Below are 15,323 nucleotides of genomic sequence, written 5' to 3'. Positions count from 1 at the left end.
GGCCTCATCGGTACCCAGCACAAACGAAAAGACCCGGCGCAAGCGCCGGGTCCAAACGTCATGCATCGAAGACGGGCAGCTTACTTGGAAGCCGCTTCGTACATTTCGAGCACGTAATCCCAGTTGATCAGGCTGTCGACGAAGGCTTCGAGGTACTTCGGACGGGCGTTGCGGTAGTCGATATAGTAGGAGTGTTCCCAGACATCGACACCGAGGATCGGCGAGGCGCCGTGAACGAGCGGATTTTCGCCGTTCGGGGTCTTGGAGATTTCGAGCTTGCCGTTCTTGACCGAGAGCCAGGCCCAGCCCGAGCCGAACTGGCCGGTGCCGGCGGCGATGAAATCGGCGCGGAACTTGTCGTAGCCGCCGAGGTCGGACTTGATGGCCGCGTCGAGCTTGGCCGGCAGGCTGGTGCCGCCGCCGCCCTTCTTCATCCACTTCCAGAAATGGATGTGGTTGTAGTGCTGGCCGGCATTGTTGAACAGCGGCTGGTTGGTGCCGTAGGACTTCTTGACGACTTCCTCCAGCGACAGGTCGGAGAGGCCGGCCTCTTCAGCAAGCTTGTTGCCGTTGGTCACGTAAGCCAGGTGGTGCTTGTCGTGGTGGTACTCGAGCGTCTCGCGCGACATGTAGGGCGCCAGCGCATCGTAGTCATAGGGAAGGTTCGGCAATTCGAAAGCCATGTGGGCATCTCCTCTTGGCATGGAATTTCGTCGGGAAATCCGTGAACGGGAACATAGGCACCGACCCTCATGGAGGCAACCGATGCAATGCCAATTTTTCCTCAACCCACGGAATATACTTTCAACATCATTTTGAAAGCATGACACTTTCAAGCACATTCATGCCACGGTTTGGCTGCAGCTTCGCGACCGTTGCAACCATGCATAAAGGACAGTCCATGCCGCAGCGTCTCATCCCTGCCCTCGCCCTTTCCGCCATCGCCGCTTTTGCTGCGTCCAGTGCAGCAGCCTCTTCCGGCGACGCGTGGGAGACATTCCGGGCAGAGGTTTCGAAGAAGTGCCTCGCCGCCGCCACCTCGCTGCAAAAACCCAGCGTCGTCGTCGACCCCTTCGGCTCGCAGAGCTTCGGGCTGGCGCTGGTGATCGGCACGCCCAAGGGCTCCAAGGTCGCCGTCACGCAGATCTGCGTCTTCGACAAGCAGAAGAAGACGGTCGAGCTCGGTGGTGAGCTTGCACCCGACGCGGTCAAGGTGGGCGTGCCGGCAAAGAAGAAATAGCGCGCGCGACCCGGCGCAAGCCGTCCAGTTGCCGTCCACGTCGGCCCCGGTCACTGCATATGTGGACTGCTCCTCACTTGAGCTTCGACCGACCGGTTGATAGATCTTGCTCATGGTGAGCGATACTTCCGAACGAATCCTGGACGCAACCGAACGCCTGATGGTGTCGCGGGGCTACAGCGCGTTCAGCTACGCGGACATCTCGGCCGTGGTCGGCATCGGCAAGGCGACGATCCACCATCACTTCCCGACCAAGGCGGACCTGGCCGCAGCCGTGCTTGCCCGCTACCGCAAGAACAATCGCCGCAGCGTTGAAGGACTGCTAGCAGCTGTCGGCGATCCGGCGGCCCGGCTCGAGGCCTATGTCGGCTTCTGGGAAGAATGTATCGCCAAACGGGACATGCCCTTCTGTATCGGCGCCCTTCTGGCCTCGGAAATACCTTCGCTTCCCGATATTGTCGTCGCGCAAGTGCGCGGTCATTTTGCCGACCTTTCCGGCTGGCTCGGAGCCGTGATCGAGGATGGCGTAGCGAAGGGATCCCTGAGGACCGCTCACGGCCCCAAGGCGGCCGCCGAGGCGCTCATGGCGACGGTCCACGGCGCAATGCTCGCGGCCCGCGTCGCCGGCTCGGATCAAGCCACGTTTTCGGCGATCGCACGGCCCGCCTTGGCACAACTTCAGGCGCCAAGCGATGCCTGACCCCGAAGCTCCGACCCTTCGAAGCGACACCGGTCGAAAAAGACAGTTGTTCCCGTGGGAACGGCGGGCCACATTTGCGAGCACTAGAAATCAAACCGAACGGACGCGATGGCAGGTGAAATCATCGCGTTTCTTTTTCGAACACATCCCGACCAACTAGTCGGTTGAATGAAGGAGGTGGCATGAAAGAGACCGCGTCCGCTGAGAGAACGGATCACTGAGATGCAGGTGATGATTGAGGGACAGCCACGCTTCCGGCCTTTCGGCTTATCCTGTTGGGGTTTTGGAGATCTCAACACGGGAGTTGGAAGCATGACTGCGTCCTATGATTACCATATCGGCGTTGATTACCACAAATCCTATAGCCATCTGGTGGTGCAGGACAGCAGCGGCAAGACGCTGCGCTCCGGCCGGGTGAAGAACGATCGCCAGTCGCTCGGCGGGTTTCTCGAGCGGTACCGCGAAAACAGCCATGCGGTTGTCGAGGCGACGCGCAACTGGATGGTTATCTACGACTGGCTCGACGACATTTGTGATGATGTCGTTCTCGCCCACCCGTTGAAGGTCAAGGCGATCGCCGACGCCAAGATCAAGACCGACAAGATCGATGCGACCGTGCTGGCGCATTTGCTGCGCGCCGACCTGGTGCCGGAAGCCTGGGCGCCAAGCGAGCGGTCGCGGGACCTGCGTGTCGCCCTGCGGGAGCGGATGTTCTACGTGCGGCTGCGCACGATGACGAAGAACCGCATCGTCACGGTGTTTGATCGCTATCCGGAGCAGACGGCGCAATTGAAGACGCTCGGCGATCTGTTTGGTAAGGCCGGCCGCATTCAGCTTTCGCAGGTCAACGTCTCTGAGATCGACCGCATCCAGATCGACCGTGGCCTCGCTTTCATTGGCGACATCGATGAGCGGATCAAGCAGTCGGAAGCGACGATCCGGGCGATGACCAAGGCCAATCCCAACGTGAGGCTGTTGAAGACGATCCCCGGCATCGGCGAGTTCTTCGCCCGTCTGATCGACGCGGAGATCGATGACATAGCGCGGTTCCGCAACCCGAAGAAGCTGGCCGCCTATGCCGGGCTGGTGCCCTCGACCTATTCGAGCGGCGGCAAGACCTATCACGGCAAGATCATCAAGCAGGGCAACAAGTGGCTGCGCTGGGCTTTTGTCGAAGCGGTCACCCCGGCGATCGCCAGCGATCCACAGCTTCGCGCCCAATATGAGCACCTGAAGATCAGAGGAACCAACAAGGCGCGTGTGGCGATGGCGCGCAAGCTTTTGACGATCGCCTTCCAGATCCTGCGCGACCAGCGCGCTTACGAGCCGCGCGGCGAAAGCATCATCACGGAAGGCGCGTCAATGAAATCCCGACTGTCCTGATGACTTTCTAGCGAGCCTAGCAGTGCCGGGCTGCGCTCCTCAAGGAGAATGGGAAGCCGGGAGCCGAACGCCACTCTGTGACCGAAGCCAAGCCATCAGGTCACGCATTGGAGAATGGTTCAGAACCGAAGGACGGCCCTGTCCAGCGGAACGAAGACCATTGAGCCGATCGGCAAAAAAGGCCGGTCAGAACAAAACCGAACCCAAGGAAAGCCGCCAACTCAAGGCGTTCTGCCCCTTGCGTTCTTTCATTGGAGGAAAATCATGGCAAATCCGCTTTCCACACTCGGCATCATCCATACCGTCATCAGCCTCGCCCCCGTCGTGGCGGGCCTCTATGGCTTTGCCCGGTATGGTGCGATTGTTCCCGGCACGCGCTCCGGCAAGCTTTACCTCGCCGCGATCATCCTGGCGGTGCTGACGTCCGCGGGGCTTTCGAGCACCGGCGGCTTCAACGCGGGCCATGCGCTCGGGATCGTCACGCTGCTCGTCATCGGTGGGAGCCTTGCAGCACAAAGGCTCGAATTTTTCGGCCGCCTGCGCCCCTACCTGGCAACGCTTGGCCTTTCGTTCAGCTATTTCCTGCTGATCGTGCCGGCGATCGCCGAGACGTTGAAGCGCCTGCCCGCCTCGCAGCCACTTGCCAGCGGCCCGGAATCGCCGATCGTGCAGACGACGCTGCTTGCCTGGCTGGTGATCTTCCTCGCAGGCCTCTCCGTCCAGGCCTACCTGATCCACAGGCGCGCCGTGGTCGGTGCGCGCGCGCGCCGCTCGCGCTGAGTGCCTGAACCGAGGGCCATCTTGCCCCGGCGCAGCGGGTACGACCGTGCGCCGGGGTTTTGCGCGCGGTTCAGACGTCGCGGGCCGCGTGCGCCCAGTCCATATAAAGATCGCGCGCCTTGGCGGCGACCGGGCCGGCCTGCAGGTCGCGGCTTTCGAGACGCGTCACAGGCAGCACCTTGGAGTAGTTGCCGGACGTGAAGATCTCGTCGGCCGCTTCGAAGTCCGCCATCGTCAGCGTCGCCTCGACCACTTCGAAACCGGCTTCGCGCAGCAGCGTCATGACGCGGAAGCGGGTGATGCCGGCAAGGAAGGTGCGGTTGGCGGCCGGCGTAAAGACGACACCGTCCTTGACCAGGAAGACGTTGGAAGAACCGGTCTCGGCGATGTTGCCGAGCATGTCGCGCACCAGCGCATTGTCGAAGCCGCGCGAACGGGCCTCGGTCAGGATGCGCGCGTTGTTGGGATAGAGGCAGCCGGCCTTGGCGTCGGTCGGCATCGATTCCAGTGTCGGACGGCGGAAGGGCGACAGCGTCAGCGACGAGCCGCCGTGGCCGTTGCCCATCGGCGCCTCGAACAGGCAGAGCGCAAAACGGGTCGATTCCGGGTCGATGGCGACGACACCGGCCGCGCCGTGCTCGGCCCAGTACATCGGCTTCACATAAAGCGCCGTCTTGCCGTCGAACTTCTTGGCGCCTTCCCAGGTCAGCGCCTCGATCTCTTCCGCCGCCATCGTCGGCTTCAGGCCAAGCGCGGCGGCCGAGCGGTTGACGCGCTGGCAATGCAGGTCGAGGTCGGGAGCGACGCCGTCGAAAACGCGGGCGCCGTCGAACACCGTCGAGCCCAGCCACATCGCATGCGAGGTCGGGCCGATCAGCGGCGGATTGCCCGAGAGCCATTCACCATCGACATAGGTCCAGGTCACTGAGCGGGGGGATGTATCGACGGCCATCTGCGTCTCCTTGAGGTTTTTATTCTAGTCTTTCCGCATACCCCGAAAAAACAGCATCGGGGTGAATGGGTCTATCAAAAAATGTCATGTCGGCCGTTCTGGTACCGCGAAGGCCTCTCGCTTAGTCTCTTCGCCAAAGAAAAGGGAAAGCCGTGCGCATCAAGCATCTCGACGCTGACGACGTGGACATCTTCCGCCGCATCAGGCTGGAAGCGCTCAACCGCGAGCCGCAGGCCTTCGCCTCGACAGCGGCCGACTGGGAGCGCCTTTCGGCTGAGGAATGGCGCGCGCGGCTGACCGCCAACGCCGTATTCGTGGCCTTCGACAGCGATGAGCCGGTCGGCATCATGGGCCTGATGCGCGAGCGTGCGAGCCGGCTGGCGCATCGGGGCACGATCATCATGGTCTATGTGTGCGACGAGGCCCGCGGGTCCGGCGTGGCGCGACAGCTGCTTGCGCAACTGACCGATCATGCGCGCTCGGCCGGCATCCGACTGCTCGAACTCGTGGTGCGTGCCGACAATCCGACGGCGATCCGCTTTTATGAACGTGCGGGTTTCTACAAGATCGGGCACGTTCCCGGCGGCATGCTCGACGGCGACCGGGAGGTCGACGAATTTCTGATGGCGCGCCACATCGACGGCCGCGCCCCACCCATTGAGACATTGCAAGGAGCGACCCGATGAAAGCCATGTATTACGACGCCTTCGAGAAGATGCCGGAAATCCGTACCCTTCCCGATCCGACACCGACGGAGAACGGCGTGGTCATCAAGGTCGAGGCGACAGGGCTTTGCCGGTCCGACTGGCACGGCTGGATGGGCCATGACGCCGATATCCGCCTGCCGCATGTGCCCGGCCACGAGCTGGCGGGCGTGGTGACCGCCACCGGCCGCGGCGTCATGCGCTACAAGGTCGGCGATCGGGTGACCGTGCCCTTCGTTTCCGGATGCGGCCGTTGCGGCGAGTGCCGCTCGGGAAACCAGCAGGTCTGCGAGGCGCAGTTCCAGCCGGGCTTTACCCATTGGGGCTCGTTTGCCGAATATGTCGCGCTCGACTTTGCCGACCAGAACCTCGTGCATCTGCCTGAAAGCATGGACTTCACCACGGCTGCGAGCCTCGGCTGCCGCTTCGCAACGTCGTTCCGCGCCATCGCCGACCAGGCCAAGGTCAAGGGCGGCGAGTGGGTGGCGGTGCATGGCTGCGGCGGCGTCGGCCTCTCGGCAATCATGATCGCGGCGGCCCTCGGCGCCCAGCCGATTGCGATCGACATCGCCGAAGACAAGCTCGCCTTCGCCAAAAAACTCGGCGCGGTCGCTGTCATCAATGGCCGTGACGTGCAGGACGTGGCAGCGGCGGTGAAGGATATCACCGGCGGTGGCGCCCATGTCTCGATCGACGCGCTCGGCAATCCCGTGACCTGCTTCAACTCGATCAAGAACTTGCGCCGGCGCGGCCGCCACGTCCAGGTTGGCCTGATGCTCGGCGACCAGGCGACGCCACAGATCCCGATGGCGCAGGTGATCGGCCACGAACTCGAAATTTATGGCAGCCACGGCATGCAGGCCTGGCGCTACGACGCCATGCTGGCGATGATCGCCGACGGCAAGCTGAAGCCGCAGCAACTGATCGGCCGGGAAATTTCTCTTGAAGAGGCGATCCCTGCCCTCGTCGCCATGGACCGCGCCACCGATCTCGGTATCAGCGTCATCACCCGCTTCTGACGGCTACGGCAAGCCGTGAACGCCGCAGCCGGCAGGCAATATGATGACCGCCCATTCCGACTCACCATCCGCATGCGCTAGCCTTGTCCCCAATCGGGGGCAAGGCAGATGACCATTGCGAGACGACGAAGACTGATCAAGCGGCAGCGCACCGGCACGGCGCTGGCCGTCGCCGCGACGATCTCGTTTCTCGCCGGGATGACCGACGCGATCGGGCTCTTGAGCATCGGTGACTTCGTCTCCTTCATGAGCGGCAACACGACGCGGGCGGCGATCGCGCTCGGCGACGGCGACTTCACCGGCGCCCTGCTGCTCGTCGGCGCGCTTGGAGCGTTCATCATCGGCAACGCGCTCGGCGTGATTGCGGCCGCACGCCTCGGCGTCGTCGGCGTCCTCTCGATGGTCAGTTTGGTGCTAATGCTCTGCGCCGGCTTCGGAACCTCGATGCCAAAGCCCTTCTATTTCTACGGCATCGTGCTTGCCATGGGCCTGGTCAATGCCGCCGTCGAGCACATCGAGGGCCTGCCGATCGGGCTCACCTACGTGACGGGTGCCCTTTCCCGTTTCGGGCGCGGCCTCGGCCGCTGGCTGCTCGGCAACACCAACCGCCAATGGCTCATGCAGATCGTGCCCTGGCTTGGCATGTTCTCTGGCGCTGTCGCCGGCGCCGTCCTGCAGCGCCATTTCGGCCCGGCGTCTCTTTGGGCTTCCTTCGCGCTTAGCGCCGGGCTCACGCTGGCCACCATTCTGGTGCCGTCGCGCTGGTCGAAGCGCTACATCCATCCGGGCTGATCCCGCTCCGGCCACAGCTTTTCGCCTCCCCCCAAGATTTTGCCCTTAAGCCCGGACGGGTTTCAGGGCAAAATCCGCGCTGAAGAATCACGAGCGAGGTCCTGCCATGGCGCTTGCGGCAGCCGTTACTGCGGATGAACTTTACCATCCCATCCTCAACGCCAATCCGGCGCATCCGGCCGGCTGGCCGATCCGTGTCATCGTCAGCTCGCAGACCGAGGCGCGGCACAATCGTGCGCTTTGGGCGCCGACGCATCTCATCTCCGTGCGCGCACCCGGCAGCCGGCTTTTGTCGATGATCGAGCTGCCGCCGGAAAATCACCTGGAACTCTTTTTCGGCGACACCACCGATCCGGACGAACCGGATGCGGCGCGTCCGCAGGCGATCGACGCCGCCTTCGCTTTCATCGACCGCTTGCCCGAGGACGCGCATCTGCTCGTCCATTGCCTGCGGGGCATTGGCCGCGCGACGGCGCTGACGCTGGGCATTCTGGCACGCTACATGCCGCCGGAAGAGGCAGCCGCGGCCCTGCATGCGCTTCGCCCGGAAGCCAAGCCGAACCGGCATGTGGTCAACCTGTGCGACACGGCGCTCGGGTTCAAGGGCAAGCTCGCCAAGCAGGCGCTACGCTTCCCGGCAAAAGTCTGGAAACCGGCCAAGGGCTAAGGCAGGATACCTGCCTTTGAGCGGCCAGCCGTTGTGCGACGCACAAATATTTGACATGATCCGCGTAAAGTACGGTGACAGCGGGCTGTCCGATCGGGCGTGATGCTGTAAGCCTTTGTTTTCGGATAGGCTTTGACGTGGCATGTTCGCCATGTCAGCCAGCACCGAAGACAACTGACGGGAGGAAACGATGTCCCACGCGGCCTATGTGTTTGACGCCTACGGCACGCTCTTCGACGTGCATGCGGCGGTCAGGCGCCACGCTGAGGAGATCGGTCCGGACGGACAGGCTTTTTCCGAACTCTGGCGCGCCAAGCAGCTCGAATATTCCTGGGTGCGCTCGCTGATGGGCAGCTACCAGGATTTCTGGAAGCTGACCGAACAGGCGCTCGACTTTGCCTTCGCGCGCTTTCCCTCCGCCGACCCGAAGCTGCGCAAGCGGTTGCTGGACGCCTACTGGACGCTCGACTGCTATCCGGAAGTGCCGGCCGTTCTGAAAGGTCTCAAGGAGCGCGGGGCGCGGATCGCCATCCTCTCCAACGGTTCGCCGGCCATGCTCGCGTCGGCCGTGCGCAACGCCGCACTCGATATCGTCATCGACGACGTCTTTTCGGTCGACGCGGTGAAGGCGTTCAAGACGGCGCCCGCCGTCTACGATCTCGTTACCACCAGCTACCGGCTCTACCCGCACGCAGTCTCGTTCCAGTCGTCGAACCGCTGGGACATTGCCGGGGCGACGAAATTCGGCTTCCGCACCGTGTGGATCAATCGGGCAGACATGCCGGACGAATACCGCGATCATGGGCCTGCCTTGATCCTGCCCTCTCTCGAAAGCCTGCAATTCGGTATCTGAAGGAGTTCTTTGATGGTCTGGTCGCCCGCGCAGTATCTCAAGTTCGAAGACGAACGCACCCGACCAGCCAGAGACCTTCTCGCCCAAGTGCCTGACCTGCCAGAAGGCCTCGCCTTCGACCTCGGCTGCGGCCCGGGGAACTCGACCGAGCTCATCCGCGACCGGTTTCCCTGGACCACGCTTTCCGGCCTCGACAGCGACGAGAACATGCTCCTTGCCGCCGCCAAACGGCTGCCCGGGGTATCCTTCGAAAAGGCGGATCTTGCGGCCTGGGTTCCTCCCGCCGGCGCCTCGCTGTTTTACGGCAACGCCGTCTTCCAGTGGCTTCCGAACCATCTCACTATCTTCGAAAGGCTGATGAAGGCGCTTGCCTCCGGCGGTACGCTCGCGGTGCAGATGCCGGACAACCTCGGAGAGCCGAGCCACCTCCTGATGGAAGAGACCGCGCGCAGCCCGGCTTTCGCTGAAGCCTTTGCCGGCAAGACCATCCGCCGCAACCCGATGCCGCCGCCGGCAACCTATGTCGAATGCCTGGTTCCGTGGGCAGCGCGCATCGAGGTCTGGCATACGATCTACTATCATCGCCTCGCCAATGCCGAAGCGATCGTCGAGTGGGTGAAGGGGACCGGCCTCAGACCTTATCTCGATGCCTTGACCGAGTACCGGCGGAGCGCCTTTCTCGCCGATTACACGGACAGGATACGCACGGCCTATCCGGCAACGAGCGACGGCAAGGTACTCTTGCGTTTTCCGAGGTTCTTCATCGTGGCGGTCAAGGCGGGCTGAGTTCGTCTGCCCGCCGGGCGCTTACATGCGCTCTGCCAGAAAATCGATAAAGGCGCGGATACGGGCAGCGAGATGCTCGTGGCCGGCATAGACGGCGTAGACCGTCTCGATCTCGCCCGACTGATAGTCCTCGAGCAGCGGCACCAGCGTTCCAGCCTCGAAATCCGGCTCGACATGGAAACGACCGATGCGCCCGATGCCGACGCTGGCAAGGCAAAGCTGGCGGACGATCGAACCGCTCGATACCTGCATATTGCCGGAGACGGTTCGGTGCGCGATCTGAGACTGGCCCGGCCCGCGAAACGCCCACTCGTCGACGCTGCGGCGGAAGTTGAAGCGAACGCAGTTGTGGCCGTCGAGATCGTCAGGGGTTTGCGGGATCCCATACTTTTCAAGATAGGCGGGCGAGGCGATCACCACCGGCCGGGTTTCCATCAGCTTGCGCGCCTTCAGGGATGAATCACGCAGCGGTCCGGTGCGGATCGCCACGTCCGTGCGTTCGCCGACGACATCGATCATGCTGTCGGTCAGCGTCAGGTCGAGCTGGACCTCCGGGTATCGCGCCAGGAACTCCGGCGCGAGTGGCATGATGTAGCGCTCGCCGAAGCCGACGGCGGCGTTCACCCGCAAGAGCCCACGCGGCGCCATGCGTCCGCCGGCGGCAACGACATGCTCGGTCTCGGCGATATCTCCGAGGATCCGTTGCGCCCGCTGGAAATAGACTTCGCCTTCCGGGGTCAGCTGCAAGGTCCGGGTCGAGCGCACGAGCAGGCGCGTGCCAAGCCGGTCCTCGATGCGGGTCACCAGCTTGCTGACGGCCGACGGCGACAGTTTCAGGCGCCGCGCCGCAGCGGAGAAGCTGCGGGTCTCCGACACGGCGACAAAAACCTCCATCTCACCGGCTCGGTTGTCCATGCGCTTCCCTTTGAACTCAATTCACAAACGTTTGTCTGATTATGCGTATTATCGTGATGAGTGCAAAGGCTCATATTCCACCCGACTTCAACAACAACCATACGCCCGGTGCTCCCAGCCGGGTGGGAAAGGTCTCGTCGTGCCTATTGCCATACTTGCGCTGACGATCGCGGCCTATGCGATCGGAACAACGGAATTCGTGATCGTCGGCCTCCTGCCGACGGTAGCCACCGACCTCAATGTCACCCTGCCGCTCGCCGGCCTGATCGTCAGCGTCTACGCGCTCGGCGTCACCTTCGGCGCGCCAGTTCTCACCGCGCTCACCGGCCGGATCGAGCGCAAACCGCTGCTGATCGGCCTGATGGCGCTGTTCATCGTCGGCAATGCCGCCGCAGCATTGTCGCCGAGCTATGAACCGCTGCTCTTCGCCCGCGTCATTTCTGCCTTTGCCCATGGCGTGTTCTTCTCGGTCGGCTCGACCATTGCCGCCGACCTCGTACCGGAAGACCGCCGCGCCTCGGCCATTGCCATGATGTTCATGGGCCTGACCGTCGCGATCGTCACCGGTGTACCGCTCGGCACCTGGATCGGCCAGACCTTCGGCTGGCGCGCCACCTTCTGGGCCGTCACCGGTCTCGGCGTCGTCGCTCTTGTCGCGATCGCAGCCCTGTTGCCGAACACGCTGTCCAAGGCGCCGCCGGCAAAGCTCATCGACCAGGTGCGCGTGCTCGGCTCCGGCCGCCTGCTGATCGTCTTTGCCATGACCGCGCTCGGCTACGGCGGCACCTTCGTCGCCTTCACCTTCCTGGCGCCGATCCTGCAGGACATCACCGGCTTTTCGGAAAGCGCCGTCAGCCTGATCCTGGTGCTCTACGGCATCGCGATTGCCATCGGCAACATTGCCGGCGGCAAGATCGCCAACCGCGACCCGGTCAAGGCGCTGATCGGCCTGTTCCTGGCGCAGGCGGCGGTGCTCGTGCTCTTCACCTTCACGGCCCCCTCGCCGGTGCTGACGCTGGTCACGCTTGCGGCCCTCGGCTTCCTGTCCTTCGCCAATGTGCCGGGCTTGCAGCTCTATGTCGTGCAGCTTGCCAAGCAACATCGTCCGGGCGCCGTTGATGTCGCCTCGGCGCTCAACATCGCGGCCTTCAACCTCGGCATCGCCGTCGGCGCCTGGCTCGGTGGCGTCATCGTCGCCTCGCCGCTCGGCCTTGGCATGACGCCCGTGATCGGTGCCCTGCTCGTCGCCGCAGCCCTGCTGCTCACGCTCCTGAGCGGCGCCCTTGATCGTCGCACCGGGGCGGCCTACCAAACGGCTTGAACCGCCGTCTGCGAGGACCACCTATAGCCTCATTCCTTTTTCGCCCGGCCAGGTGGCCGGGCGCTTATCAAGCATAACATGCCCAGTACAAGGAGTTACCCACGATGCATTCCGTCAATTCCAACGGCGCCAACATTCCGGCGCTCGGCTTCGGCACTTTCCGCATGCCCGGTGCCGATGTGCTGCGCGTTCTGCCGGAAGCCCTGAAGCTCGGATTCCATCACGTCGATACGGCGCAGATCTACGGCAACGAGGCCGAAGTCGGCGAGGCCATCCATAATTCCGGCGTGTCACGCGCCGATATCTTCCTCACCACCAAGGTCTGGGTCGACAAATATGCCCATCGCGACTTCCTCGCCTCGGTCGACGAAAGCCTGAAGAAGCTGCGGACCGACCATGTCGACCTGCTTCTCCTGCACTGGCCGGGCGGCAGCGACGTGCCGATGGCCGAGCGCATCGGCGCTCTCAACGAAGTGCACAAGGCCGGCAAGGTTCGCCACATCGGGGTCAGCAACTTCAACACGGCGCAGATGGAAGAGGCCGTGAAGCTGAGCGACGCGCCGATCGCCACCAACCAGGTCGAGTACCACCCGTATCTTGATCAGACCAAGGTGCTTCAGACCGCCCGCAAGCACGGCATGTCGATCACCGCCTACTATGCGATGGCGAACGGCAAGGTGCCGAGCGATCCACTCTTGAAGGAGATCGGTGCCCGCCACAGCAAGACGGCCGCGCAAGTAGCGCTGCGCTGGCTCGTGCAGCAGAAGGACGTGATCACCCTTTCAAAGACCGCGACGATCGATCGCCTGAAGGAAAATTTCGCGATCTTCGACTTTGCGCTCGGCGACGGCGAAATGGCCGAAATCCACGCCCTTGCGCGTGCCGACGGCCGCATCGTCAACCCGGAAGGCCTTGCCCCCGTCTGGGACAAGGCTGCTTAACGAACGCAATCATTTCGCCGCCGGCCAATTCCCTGCCGGCGGTGGATACGATATGGACATCGCCTCAAGGACACGGATCGTAGGGAGGGGGCGATGTCGTTGCACGAGGCACAGGCGAGCGATTTTGCTCCCGACTGGCCGGCGATTATCGCCGTCGTTCTCGGTGTCACCGCTTTCTCGGTGGCGCAGGGGCTCACCTATCCGCTGATCTCGCTTTCGCTTGAGAGCCGCGGCGTTTCGGCCGGCATGATCGGCCTCAATGCCATGGGCTTTGCCGCCGGTCTCGGTGTTGCGACACTTATTCTCGGCCGGCTGACGCGGCTCGCCTCGGCCGACAAGCTGATCATCGCCAGCCTCATCGGCTGTTCCATCTGTCTCGCGACACTTGCCTCGACGTCGGAACTCGTCATCTGGTTTATCGCCCGCTTTGCCCTCGGTTTCTTCGTCAGCATGGTCTTCATGCTTGGTGAAGCGTGGCTGAACACCGCCTGCCCGGACCGACTGCGCGGCCGCGTCTCCGGCCTCTATGGGGCCGGCATGTGCGGCGGCTTTGCGGCCGGTCCGCTGGCGATCCCGCTGCTCGGCACCAGCGGCGGTCTCGGCTTTGCCCTCTTGGCGATCTATATCGCACTCGTCGCCTTCCTCACTGGGCTGCTGACCATGGGCGCCCGCACCCGGCCCGAGCCGTCCTCGACGCGGGACCTCTTCGCCTTTTTCGGGAAGGCGCCGATGCTGATCCTCATGGTGCTGATGTTCGGATTTGCCGATATCGCCGCGATCTCGGCGATGCCGGTCTATTTCGTCAAGACCGGCCACAGCCAGGCCTTTGCCGCGCTGAGCGTAACGGCGCTGGCGATACCGACAGCTGTGGCACAGCCTTTCATCGGCGTGCTTCTCGACCGCCTGCCGCGCCGCTGGGTGGCGATCTCGGCGGCCGCGATCGCTGCCAGCGGCTATCTGCTCGTGCCGTTGCTGTCGTCCGATATCGCTCTGCTTCTGACCTTCGCCTTCATCGGCGCGGCGAGCTTCGCGCTCTATACGGCGGCGCTCACCATGCTCGGGGAAGAGTATCGCGGCAGCATGCTGGTTGCCGGCAGTGCCGCCTTTTCGCTCGCCTATGCCGCCGGCAGCGCGGCTGGATCCGGCGCGACCGGCGCGCTGATGAACTTTATCAACCCGATCGCTGGCCCGATCGGCGTGGGCGTCGTGCTGGTGGTCTTCACGCTTGCCTTCGCGCTCAACGGCCGACGCTAGCCCTCCGCGCAGATCCGGGCGAGAGCCTCGTTGAAGACGCGGGCGGCCGGCCCGAGCGGCTCGTCGATCCGGTGAACGAGATAGGCTTCGGCCCCCACCTGGCTGTTGCGGCCAAGGGCGGCCGTCGGCATGCGCACGAGCCGGCCTTCCGCAAGGTCGCGCTCCACCTGCCAGAACGGCAATCGACCCCAGCCGAGGCCCGAGCGGATCATCGCATGTTTTGTGTCCTGGCTGCTGACACGGCAGGTTTGCGGCGAGAGCACGCCGTAGTCGCGCCCGACCGTGCGCTGCGACTGATCCGACAGGACGATCTGCAGATGGTCCGCAAGCTCGGCATTGTCGAGCACGTCTCCCCCTGCGCGCAGCCCCAAGGGATGATTTGCGGCAACGACCGCGACGAGTTCGACCGTCGCAAGCGCCCGACGGGCGATCGACGGGTCGCGGAAATCTTCGCCGACAGTGATGCCGAGCGTGAAGCGGCGATCGACCAGGCCGTCGAGCGGCCCACCGAGCGGCAGGACCGCAAGCCGGATCGACACATCCGGATAGGCGCCGCGCATCTCCTTCAGCGCCAGGCCGACGGTCTCGATCGGAAACAGCGTATCGACGACCAGAGAAAGCTCAAGCTCGATGCCTTCGCCGAGCCCGCGTGCCCGGGCGCGCATCGCGTCCACCCGCAACAGGATGTCGCGCGCATTGGCGAGCAGCGCATGCCCTTCCGCCGTCAGGACCGGCCGGTGGCCGGAACGGTCGAAAAGGGCGACCCCCAGTTCGGCCTCCATGTTGGCGATGGCGTGGCTGACGGCCGATTGCACCCGTGAGAGCCTGGCGGCGCCGGCGCGGAAGCTTCCGCTTTCGGCGACGGTCACGAAGGTCCGCATCTGATCGAGAGTAAGGGCATCGAGCATGATCGATTCCATAGATCATCTTGATGAAAATTATATCACTCCAAGAGATCGAGAAAAGCACCCATCTTTTCTGTGAACGGCAATGCCGCCCACAAAAAGGAAACCGAA

17 protein-coding genes are annotated in these 15,323 nt (G+C 63.6%); 13 read left to right on the top strand and 4 right to left on the bottom strand.

Going from position 1 to position 15,323, the window contains the following annotated elements:
* Positions 1-80: 80 nt before the first annotated feature.
* A complete protein-coding gene (locus AC3WVQ_RS03380) occupies positions 81-683 on the bottom strand; it encodes a superoxide dismutase (protein WP_060516240.1) in 603 nt (200 codons plus the stop codon).
* A gap of 218 nt (positions 684-901) precedes the next feature.
* Here AC3WVQ_RS03380 and AC3WVQ_RS03375 point away from each other — a divergent pair, with 218 nt between their 5' ends.
* From AC3WVQ_RS03375 to AC3WVQ_RS03360, 4 genes are all read left to right on the top strand, one after another.
* Entirely contained in the window at positions 902-1,240 is a 339-nt protein-coding gene (locus tag AC3WVQ_RS03375) for a hypothetical protein (protein WP_090294812.1), read from the top strand.
* Between the two features lie 112 nt (positions 1,241-1,352).
* Complete coding sequence (locus tag AC3WVQ_RS03370) at positions 1,353-1,940, top strand: TetR/AcrR family transcriptional regulator (protein ID WP_060516242.1); 588 nt, start codon at positions 1,353-1,355, stop codon at positions 1,938-1,940.
* A gap of 312 nt (positions 1,941-2,252) precedes the next feature.
* The gene (locus tag AC3WVQ_RS03365) at positions 2,253-3,323 is read left to right on the top strand and encodes an IS110 family RNA-guided transposase (protein WP_192373398.1); all 1,071 of its coding nucleotides are present in this window, start codon (positions 2,253-2,255) and stop codon (positions 3,321-3,323) included.
* A 264-nt stretch (positions 3,324-3,587) separates the two neighbouring features.
* On the top strand, positions 3,588-4,103 hold the full coding sequence (locus AC3WVQ_RS03360) for a hypothetical protein (protein WP_090294702.1): 516 nt from the start codon (positions 3,588-3,590) through the stop codon (positions 4,101-4,103).
* Positions 4,104-4,173: 70 nt separating this feature from the next.
* On the opposite strand, the gene AC3WVQ_RS03355 is transcribed toward AC3WVQ_RS03360, so the two are convergent.
* Positions 4,174-5,055: a branched-chain amino acid aminotransferase gene (locus AC3WVQ_RS03355; protein WP_034789259.1), complete on the bottom strand. Its 882-nt coding sequence runs from the start codon at positions 5,053-5,055 to the stop codon at positions 4,174-4,176.
* Between the two features lie 152 nt (positions 5,056-5,207).
* Here AC3WVQ_RS03355 and AC3WVQ_RS03350 point away from each other — a divergent pair, with 152 nt between their 5' ends.
* The 6 genes from AC3WVQ_RS03350 to tam all read left to right on the top strand — a co-directional run bounded on the left by AC3WVQ_RS03350 (position 5,208) and on the right by tam (position 9,876).
* Positions 5,208-5,741 (top strand): GNAT family N-acetyltransferase, encoded by a 534-nt coding sequence (locus AC3WVQ_RS03350; RefSeq protein ID WP_060584261.1) that lies wholly within the window; start codon positions 5,208-5,210, stop codon positions 5,739-5,741.
* Positions 5,738-6,778, top strand: coding sequence for a zinc-dependent alcohol dehydrogenase family protein (locus tag AC3WVQ_RS03345; RefSeq protein ID WP_034789258.1), 1,041 nt, complete (start codon positions 5,738-5,740; stop codon positions 6,776-6,778). Before AC3WVQ_RS03350 ends, AC3WVQ_RS03345 begins: the two co-directional genes overlap by 4 nt.
* Positions 6,779-6,886: 108 nt before the next feature.
* Complete coding sequence (locus AC3WVQ_RS03340; protein ID WP_034789257.1) at positions 6,887-7,570, top strand: YoaK family protein; 684 nt, start codon at positions 6,887-6,889, stop codon at positions 7,568-7,570.
* 106 nt (positions 7,571-7,676) lie between these two features.
* Entirely contained in the window at positions 7,677-8,237 is a 561-nt protein-coding gene (locus AC3WVQ_RS03335) for a phosphatase (RefSeq protein WP_034789256.1), read from the top strand.
* 190 nt (positions 8,238-8,427) lie between these two features.
* Positions 8,428-9,090, top strand: a complete 663-nt coding sequence (locus AC3WVQ_RS03330) for a haloacid dehalogenase type II (protein ID WP_034789254.1) — start codon at positions 8,428-8,430, stop codon at positions 9,088-9,090.
* Positions 9,091-9,102: 12 nt separating this feature from the next.
* Entirely contained in the window at positions 9,103-9,876 is a 774-nt protein-coding gene (tam, locus tag AC3WVQ_RS03325) for a trans-aconitate 2-methyltransferase (protein WP_090294703.1), read from the top strand.
* A gap of 21 nt (positions 9,877-9,897) precedes the next feature.
* On the opposite strand, the gene AC3WVQ_RS03320 is transcribed toward tam, so the two are convergent.
* A complete protein-coding gene (locus AC3WVQ_RS03320; protein ID WP_090294705.1) occupies positions 9,898-10,791 on the bottom strand; it encodes a LysR family transcriptional regulator in 894 nt (297 codons plus the stop codon).
* A gap of 139 nt (positions 10,792-10,930) precedes the next feature.
* Here AC3WVQ_RS03320 and AC3WVQ_RS03315 point away from each other — a divergent pair, with 139 nt between their 5' ends.
* The 3 genes from AC3WVQ_RS03315 (at position 10,931) to AC3WVQ_RS03305 (ending at position 14,307) form a co-directional block, all read left to right on the top strand.
* Positions 10,931-12,112, top strand: a complete 1,182-nt coding sequence (locus AC3WVQ_RS03315) for an MFS transporter (RefSeq protein ID WP_090294706.1) — start codon at positions 10,931-10,933, stop codon at positions 12,110-12,112.
* A 104-nt stretch (positions 12,113-12,216) separates the two neighbouring features.
* The gene (locus AC3WVQ_RS03310; RefSeq protein ID WP_492382595.1) at positions 12,217-13,053 is read left to right on the top strand and encodes an aldo/keto reductase; all 837 of its coding nucleotides are present in this window, start codon (positions 12,217-12,219) and stop codon (positions 13,051-13,053) included.
* Positions 13,054-13,146: 93 nt separating this feature from the next.
* Positions 13,147-14,307, top strand: a complete 1,161-nt coding sequence (locus AC3WVQ_RS03305) for an MFS transporter (RefSeq protein WP_090294710.1) — start codon at positions 13,147-13,149, stop codon at positions 14,305-14,307.
* Here the strand turns inward: AC3WVQ_RS03305 and AC3WVQ_RS03300 are convergent.
* The gene (locus tag AC3WVQ_RS03300; RefSeq protein WP_090294814.1) at positions 14,304-15,215 is read right to left on the bottom strand and encodes a LysR family transcriptional regulator; all 912 of its coding nucleotides are present in this window, start codon (positions 15,213-15,215) and stop codon (positions 14,304-14,306) included. The genes AC3WVQ_RS03305 and AC3WVQ_RS03300 overlap by 4 nt on opposite strands.
* Positions 15,216-15,323: the final 108 nt, after the last annotated feature.

The sequence above is a fragment of the Ensifer sp. EB106-05-01-XG146 genome, assembly GCF_058791875.1.
This window is presented reverse-complemented; position numbering and strand designations above follow the sequence as displayed.

What these genes read in the sequence shown, in the direction of transcription:
- AC3WVQ_RS03380 (WP_060516240.1), bottom strand. Translation starts at nt 683, where the DNA reads ATGGCTTTCGAATTGCCGAACCTTCCCTATGACTACGATGCGCTGGCG.
- AC3WVQ_RS03375 (WP_090294812.1), top strand. Translation starts at nt 902, where the DNA reads ATGCCGCAGCGTCTCATCCCTGCCCTCGCCCTTTCCGCCATCGCCGCT.
- AC3WVQ_RS03370 (WP_060516242.1), top strand. Translation starts at nt 1,353, where the DNA reads ATGGTGAGCGATACTTCCGAACGAATCCTGGACGCAACCGAACGCCTG.
- AC3WVQ_RS03365 (WP_192373398.1), top strand. Translation starts at nt 2,253, where the DNA reads ATGACTGCGTCCTATGATTACCATATCGGCGTTGATTACCACAAATCC.
- AC3WVQ_RS03360 (WP_090294702.1), top strand. Translation starts at nt 3,588, where the DNA reads ATGGCAAATCCGCTTTCCACACTCGGCATCATCCATACCGTCATCAGC.
- AC3WVQ_RS03355 (WP_034789259.1), bottom strand. Translation starts at nt 5,055, where the DNA reads ATGGCCGTCGATACATCCCCCCGCTCAGTGACCTGGACCTATGTCGAT.
- AC3WVQ_RS03345 (WP_034789258.1), top strand. Translation starts at nt 5,738, where the DNA reads ATGAAAGCCATGTATTACGACGCCTTCGAGAAGATGCCGGAAATCCGT.
- AC3WVQ_RS03340 (WP_034789257.1), top strand. Translation starts at nt 6,887, where the DNA reads ATGACCATTGCGAGACGACGAAGACTGATCAAGCGGCAGCGCACCGGC.
- AC3WVQ_RS03335 (WP_034789256.1), top strand. Translation starts at nt 7,677, where the DNA reads ATGGCGCTTGCGGCAGCCGTTACTGCGGATGAACTTTACCATCCCATC.
- AC3WVQ_RS03330 (WP_034789254.1), top strand. Translation starts at nt 8,428, where the DNA reads ATGTCCCACGCGGCCTATGTGTTTGACGCCTACGGCACGCTCTTCGAC.
- tam (WP_090294703.1), top strand. Translation starts at nt 9,103, where the DNA reads ATGGTCTGGTCGCCCGCGCAGTATCTCAAGTTCGAAGACGAACGCACC.
- AC3WVQ_RS03320 (WP_090294705.1), bottom strand. Translation starts at nt 10,791, where the DNA reads ATGGACAACCGAGCCGGTGAGATGGAGGTTTTTGTCGCCGTGTCGGAG.
- AC3WVQ_RS03310 (WP_492382595.1), top strand. Translation starts at nt 12,217, where the DNA reads ATGCATTCCGTCAATTCCAACGGCGCCAACATTCCGGCGCTCGGCTTC.
- AC3WVQ_RS03305 (WP_090294710.1), top strand. Translation starts at nt 13,147, where the DNA reads ATGTCGTTGCACGAGGCACAGGCGAGCGATTTTGCTCCCGACTGGCCG.
- AC3WVQ_RS03300 (WP_090294814.1), bottom strand. Translation starts at nt 15,215, where the DNA reads ATGCTCGATGCCCTTACTCTCGATCAGATGCGGACCTTCGTGACCGTC.